Annotated in this window: 6 protein-coding genes, 1 other RNA gene and 1 pseudogene; 4 read left to right on the top strand and 4 right to left on the bottom strand. The window is 52.7% G+C overall.

The genetic code is table 11. The features are described from left to right. Positions 1 to 43 precede the first annotated feature (43 nt). From EQY_RS0119405 to zapA, 3 genes are all read right to left on the bottom strand, one after another. Entirely contained in the window at positions 44 to 646 is a 603-nt protein-coding gene (locus EQY_RS0119405) for a 5-formyltetrahydrofolate cyclo-ligase (RefSeq protein WP_024212663.1), read from the bottom strand. Positions 647 to 666: 20 nt separating this feature from the next. Further along, a non-coding RNA gene (gene ssrS / locus EQY_RS25010) (6S RNA) lies at positions 667 to 850 on the bottom strand. Between the two features lie 41 nt (positions 851 to 891). Continuing rightward, positions 892 to 1,221, bottom strand: coding sequence for a cell division protein ZapA (gene zapA / locus EQY_RS0119400; RefSeq protein ID WP_001276008.1), 330 nt, complete (start codon positions 1,219 to 1,221; stop codon positions 892 to 894). A gap of 166 nt (positions 1,222 to 1,387) precedes the next feature. Here zapA and ygfB point away from each other — a divergent pair, with 166 nt between their 5' ends. The 4 genes from ygfB to ubiI are packed head-to-tail and all read left to right on the top strand — an operon-like array spanning position 1,388 to position 5,717. Further along, a complete protein-coding gene (gene ygfB / locus EQY_RS0119395; RefSeq protein ID WP_001295378.1) occupies positions 1,388 to 1,966 on the top strand; it encodes a UPF0149 family protein YgfB in 579 nt (192 codons plus the stop codon). A gap of 25 nt (positions 1,967 to 1,991) precedes the next feature. Further along, on the top strand, positions 1,992 to 3,317 hold the full coding sequence (gene pepP, locus EQY_RS0119390) for a Xaa-Pro aminopeptidase (protein WP_001280373.1): 1,326 nt from the start codon (positions 1,992 to 1,994) through the stop codon (positions 3,315 to 3,317). Further along, a complete protein-coding gene (gene ubiH / locus EQY_RS0119385) occupies positions 3,314 to 4,492 on the top strand; it encodes a 2-octaprenyl-6-methoxyphenyl hydroxylase (RefSeq protein ID WP_000111211.1) in 1,179 nt (392 codons plus the stop codon). Before pepP ends, ubiH begins: the two co-directional genes overlap by 4 nt. A gap of 22 nt (positions 4,493 to 4,514) precedes the next feature. Further along, positions 4,515 to 5,717, top strand: a complete 1,203-nt coding sequence (gene ubiI, locus EQY_RS0119380) for an FAD-dependent 2-octaprenylphenol hydroxylase (protein WP_001192200.1) — start codon at positions 4,515 to 4,517, stop codon at positions 5,715 to 5,717. Positions 5,718 to 5,790: 73 nt separating this feature from the next. Here the strand turns inward: ubiI and EQY_RS27485 are convergent. Continuing rightward, positions 5,791 to 5,850 (bottom strand): annotated as a pseudogene (locus EQY_RS27485) (hypothetical protein); the annotation flags it as partial. Between the last annotated feature and the right edge of the window lie 150 nt (positions 5,851 to 6,000).

Below are 6,000 nucleotides of genomic sequence, written 5' to 3'. Positions count from 1 at the left end.
AAGAATCAACGATGTCAATCAGGGCGATGCAGGTGTATCGCCCTCACCACTCCCAGACTTTCGACGGTGTAACCACTGCAGGCAATGGGATATCCCACTCTTCAACCGGCAGTTTTTCTACTAACTGGCAATCATGCGCATAACCTACCGGCTGCATTTTGTAGTGCTGCCAGTTTTGCAATGTCCGATCATAAAAACCGCCGCCCATTCCCAGGCGTTGACCGTACTCATCAAAGGCTACCAGCGGTGTAACCAGCAGATCTAACCGGGAAAGGGGAAGCACATCGCGCACGTCCAGTTTCGGCTCGTGGATCTTCAATCTGTTCATCATCAATTCGCTTTGCGGATGGTAATTCAGGAACAGTAAGTTACCAGCACTAAAAGGGTGTAAAACTGGAAGATACACGCGCTTACCGGCACGCCACAGTTGTTCTATGAGCGGTTGGGTGTCGAGCTCGCCATCAAAAGAGAGGAATACAGCGACCGTATGCGCCATCACCACCGGGGGATAAGTCATCATCCGGGTAGCGGCTTGTTGACCCATTTCTTGCTGTTGTTCCGGCGTTAACGCACGACGACGTTGCCGAATCATTTTGCGGATTTCTTGTCGGGATAATGTCAGTGGGAGTTCTGGTAGTTGCGTCATGGCTGGTGCCAGGTAAGAAGGGAATCTCCGAGATGCCGCCGCAGGCTGTAACCCTTGAACCCTTGGTTCAAGGTGAATGTGTCGTCGCAGTTTTAAGGCTTCTCGGACGAACCGAGCATGCTCACCAACCACGGAGCGCCACATTCTTGTGGTATGAAATATCGGCTCAGGGGACTGGCCCGCTTGCGAACATCTCAGAGAAATTTTGTCTTCACGGTTACTCTACCACAGTAAACCGAAAAGTGTCATTCAAAGTTTTGGTTCGTTTTTTCGGTGATGCGACCTTGTTCAAGTAACGCTTGTTCTATGGTCTGTTGCAGCATCCGAATACGCTGTTCCATACTTGCCGCGTAGTCACGAGTCTTCGCTTTTTCTTGCGCTAACTCATAGCTGATATTCAATGCAGCAATGAAGACCAACTGTTCAGTATTTGTGACTCTAGTGCGTTCTTTCAGATCTTGCAACCGCTGATTCAGATCGTCTGCGGCCTGATTCAACGCATCCCTTTGGTCAGGCGGGCAGTTCACACGCAGTGAACGGCCAAAAATTTGGATATCGACGGGTTGTGCAGACATGCCACCTTCCTGCTGATTGACTGCGCTTCCTTCGTCTTCAGACTCATGGTCTGCGAAGGGGCGAACTATAGCTACCCTGATGAGAAGAGACAAGCCCTTTTCTGGTTCACCAGGGTCCAAAGTGGTAGCATATCATGAATCTTCCTCCCTTTGATGACGAATGCTTATGTCTATACAGAACGAAATGCCTGGTTACAACGAAATGAACCAGTATCTGAACCAACAAGGGACGGGTCTGACCCCTGCTGAGATGCACGGTTTAATCAGCGGGATGATTTGCGGTGGCAATGACGACAGTTCATGGTTGCCGCTGCTTCACGACCTGACGAACGAAGGCATGGCTTTCGGTCATGAGCTGGCACAGGCATTGCGCAAAATGCACTCAGCCACCAGCGATGCCCTGCAGGATGACGGCTTTCTTTTTCAGCTTTATCTGCCTGATGGCGATGATGTCAGCGTTTTCGATCGCGCTGATGCGCTGGCAGGCTGGGTAAATCACTTCCTGCTTGGTCTTGGCGTGACTCAGCCGAAGCTGGATAAAGTGACTGGCGAAACCGGTGAAGCCATCGACGATCTGCGTAACATCGCGCAACTGGGATATGACGAAGACGAAGATCAGGAAGAGCTGGAAATGTCGCTTGAAGAGATCATCGAGTACGTCCGTGTTGCCGCGCTGTTATGCCACGACACCTTTACTCATCCGCAACCGACCGCGCCAGAAGTACAAAAACCGACTCTACACTAAAAACAAAAAACGTAAGGAGAGTGTTATGAGTGATATATCCCCGCAAGAATTTCAGCGTCGCCGTCAGGCTCTGGTGGAGCAAATGCAACCCGGCAGCGCCGCGCTGATTTTTGCCGCCCCGGAAGTGACCCGTAGCGCCGACAGCGAATATCCGTATCGTCAAAACAGTGACTTCTGGTACTTCACCGGCTTTAACGAACCGGAAGCGGTGCTGGTGCTGATTAAAAGCGATGACACTCATAACCACAGCGTTCTGTTTAACCGTGTGCGCGATCTGACGGCGGAGATCTGGTTTGGTCGTCGCTTAGGTCAGGATGCCGCGCCAGGGAAACTGGGCGTTGACCGTGCACTGGCGTTCAGCGAAATCAATCAGCAACTTTATCAACTGCTTAATGGCCTGGATGTGGTTTATCACGCTCAGGGCGAATATACCTATGCTGATGAAATCGTGAACAGCGCGCTGGAAAAACTGCGTAAAGGCTCACGGCAAAATCTCACCGCTCCGGCAACGATGATCGACTGGCGTCCTGTTGTTCATGAAATGCGCCTGTTCAAATCGCCAGAAGAGATTGCCGTACTTCGCCGCGCGGGGGAAATCACCGCACTGGCGCACACCCGGGCGATGGAAAAATGTCGTCCGGGAATGTTCGAGTACCATCTGGAAGGCGAAATTCACCACGAATTTAACCGCCACGGCGCGCGCTATCCTTCCTATAACACCATTGTCGGCAGCGGTGAAAACGGCTGCATTCTGCACTACACCGAAAACGAGTGTGAACTGCGCGACGGCGACCTGGTGTTGATTGACGCGGGCTGTGAATATAAAGGTTACGCTGGCGATATTACCCGTACCTTCCCGGTCAACGGCAAATTCACTCAGGCTCAGCGTGAAATCTACGACATTGTGCTGGAGTCTCTCGAAACCAGCCTGCGTCTGTATCGTCCGGGAACTTCCATTCAGGAAGTCACCGGGGAAGTGGTGCGTATCATGATTAGCGGCCTGGTAAAACTGGGCATCCTGAAAGGTGATGTTGATGAACTGATCACCCAGAACGCACATCGTCCTTTCTTTATGCATGGCCTTAGCCATTGGTTAGGGCTGGATGTCCATGACGTAGGTGTTTATGGTCAGGATCGTTCGCGCATTCTTGAACCGGGCATGGTACTGACCGTAGAGCCAGGTCTGTATATCGCGCCGGATGCGGATGTGCCAGAACAATATCGCGGTATCGGCATTCGTATTGAAGACGACATTGTGATTACCGAAACTGGCAACGAAAACCTCACCGCCAGCGTGGTGAAAAAGCCGGAAGAAATCGAAGCGTTGATGGCAGCTGCGAGAAAGCAATGAGCGTAATCATCGTCGGTGGCGGCATGGCGGGCGCGACGCTGGCGCTGGCTATTTCCCGGTTAAGTCACGGGGCGCTGCCGGTACATTTGATTGAAGCGACTGCGCCAGAGTCACATGCCCATCCGGGCTTTGATGGCCGGGCTATTGCGCTGGCGGCGGGCACCTGCCAGCAACTGGCACGTATCGGCGTCTGGCAATCTTTGGCTGATTGCGCAACCGCCATCACTACCGTGCATGTCAGCGATCGCGGTCATGCCGGATTCGTCACCCTCGCCGCAGAAGATTATCAACTGGCGGCGCTGGGGCAGGTTGTCGAGTTGCACAATGTCGGACAACGACTGTTTGCGCTGTTGCGCAAAGCGCCTGGCGTAACGCTGCACTGTCCGGATCGCGTTGCTAACGTTGCTCGTACTCAGAGTAACGTTGAGGTGAAACTGGAGAGTGGTGAGACGCTGACGGGGCGCGTGCTGGTAGCCGCTGACGGCACCCATTCAGCGTTAGCCACCGCGTGCGGCGTTGACTGGCAGCAGGAGCCTTACGAGCAACTGGCGGTGATTGCCAACGTTGCGACCTCCGTTGCGCACGAAGGACGCGCTTTTGAACGCTTCACGAAACATGGCCCGTTGGCGATGTTGCCGATGTCTGACGGACGCTGTTCGCTGGTCTGGTGTCATCCACTGGAACGGCGCGAAGAGGTACTGGCGTGGAGTGATGATGAGTTCTGCCGTGAACTCCAGTCTGCGTTTGGCTGGCGACTGGGACAAATTACTCATGCCGGAAAACGCAGTGCTTATCCGCTGGCGTTAACCCGCGCCGCCAAACCTATTACCCACCGCACCGTGCTGGTGGGCAATGCGGCGCAAACCCTGCACCCGATTGCCGGGCAAGGATTTAATCTCGGTATGCGTGATGTCATGAGCCTTGCTGAAACTCTGACTCAGGCGCAGGAACGCGGAGAGGATATCGGTGATTACGGCATTTTGTGCCGTTATCAGCAGCGTCGGCAGAGCGATAGCGAAGCAACCATCGGCGTCACGGACAGCCTTGTTCATCTTTTTGCCAACCGCTGGGCGCCGCTGGTTGTTGGGCGCAACATCGGGCTGATGGCAATGGAATTATTCACTCCGGCACGTGATGTGCTGGCGCAGCGCACCCTTGGTTGGGTGGCGCGTTGAAGGCGGTTTTAAGGAATAAACAATGCAAAGTGTTGATGTAGCCATTGTTGGCGGCGGCATGGTGGGGCTGGCGGTTGCCTGCGGCTTACAGGGTAGCGGCTTACGCGTTGCCGTACTGGAGCAGCGCGTACCGGAACCTCTGGCGGCGGATGCACCACCACAATTGCGCGTTTCGGCTATCAATGCCGCCAGCGAAAAATTACTTACCCGTCTTGGCGTCTGGCAGGACATTCTCTCCCGCAGAGCCAGTTGCTATCACGGCATGGAAGTGTGGGACAAAGACAGCTTTGGTCACATCTCGTTTGACGATCAGAGCATGGGCTATAGCCATCTTGGGCATATTGTTGAAAATTCAGTTATTCACTATGCGCTGTGGAACAAAGTGCAGCAGTCGTCAGATATCACCCTGCTAGCTCCTGCAGAATTACAGCAGGTCGCCTGGGGAGAGAACGAAACCTTCCTGACACTGAAAGACGGCAGTATGTTAACGGCGCGTCTGGTGATTGGCGCAGACGGGGCAAACTCCTGGTTGCGCAACAAAGCCGATATTCCGCTGACTTTCTGGGATTATCAGCATCACGCGCTGGTGGCGACCATTCGCACTGAAGAACCGCATGACGCAGTAGCGCGGCAGGTTTTCCATGGCGAAGGCATTCTGGCCTTTTTACCGCTTAGCGATCCGCATCTTTGTTCGATTGTCTGGTCACTGTCGCCAGAGGAAGCGCAGCGGATGCAGCAGGTAGGCGAAGACGAATTTAATCGCGCGTTAAATATCGCTTTTGATAATCGCCTGGGTTTATGCAAGGTTGAGAGCGAGCGTCAGGTGTTTCCGCTGACGGGGCGTTATGCGCGCCAGTTTGCCGCGCACCGTCTGGCGCTGGTGGGCGACGCCGCGCATACCATTCACCCGCTGGCGGGGCAGGGTGTTAATCTCGGCTTTATGGATGCTGCAGAGCTGATTGCTGAACTGAAACGGTTGCATCGTCAGGGGAAAGACATCGGGCAGTACATTTATCTGCGTCGCTATGAGCGTAGCCGCAAGCACAGTGCGGCGCTGATGCTGGCTGGTATGCAGGGATTCCGCGATCTGTTTTCCGGAGCCAATCCGGCGAAAAAACTGCTGCGCGATATTGGCCTGAAACTGGCCGACACGCTTCCTGGCGTTAAGCCACAACTTATCCGTCAGGCAATGGGATTGAATGATTTGCCTGAATGGCTGCGTTAAAAATTTCTCCTCAACTCTTTGTTTGATACCCATCACACTTTCTTCTCCCGGTTTTTTCGCCGGGAGATTTTCCTCATTTGAAATAAACTAATTTCACCATCAATTTCGCATTATATTTTCTAATGTTACTATTTTTTCATTGAGTGATTTTTGACATATTTTCAGTTCTTAATATTGGTTTATCCAAATCTGTTTCTTGAAAGCATCATATTTATATAAAAATAAAATAAATTTTTGGTTTTTTATTCTGTTGAGATTTTTGTATTTTTTAACCATAAGCTAA

This window comes from Escherichia sp. TW14182 (genome assembly GCF_000208525.1).
GTDB classification, from domain to species: domain Bacteria; phylum Pseudomonadota; class Gammaproteobacteria; order Enterobacterales; family Enterobacteriaceae; genus Escherichia; species Escherichia ruysiae.
This window is presented reverse-complemented; position numbering and strand designations above follow the sequence as displayed.

Bases quoted from the DNA above. Each gene is read 5' to 3' on its own strand.
- EQY_RS0119405 (WP_024212663.1), bottom strand. From the start codon at position 646: ATGACGCAACTACCAGAACTCCCACTGACATTATCCCGACAAGAAATC.
- zapA (WP_001276008.1), bottom strand. From the start codon at position 1,221: ATGTCTGCACAACCCGTCGATATCCAAATTTTTGGCCGTTCACTGCGT.
- ygfB (WP_001295378.1), top strand. From the start codon at position 1,388: ATGTCTATACAGAACGAAATGCCTGGTTACAACGAAATGAACCAGTAT.
- pepP (WP_001280373.1), top strand. From the start codon at position 1,992: ATGAGTGATATATCCCCGCAAGAATTTCAGCGTCGCCGTCAGGCTCTG.
- ubiH (WP_000111211.1), top strand. From the start codon at position 3,314: ATGAGCGTAATCATCGTCGGTGGCGGCATGGCGGGCGCGACGCTGGCG.
- ubiI (WP_001192200.1), top strand. From the start codon at position 4,515: ATGCAAAGTGTTGATGTAGCCATTGTTGGCGGCGGCATGGTGGGGCTG.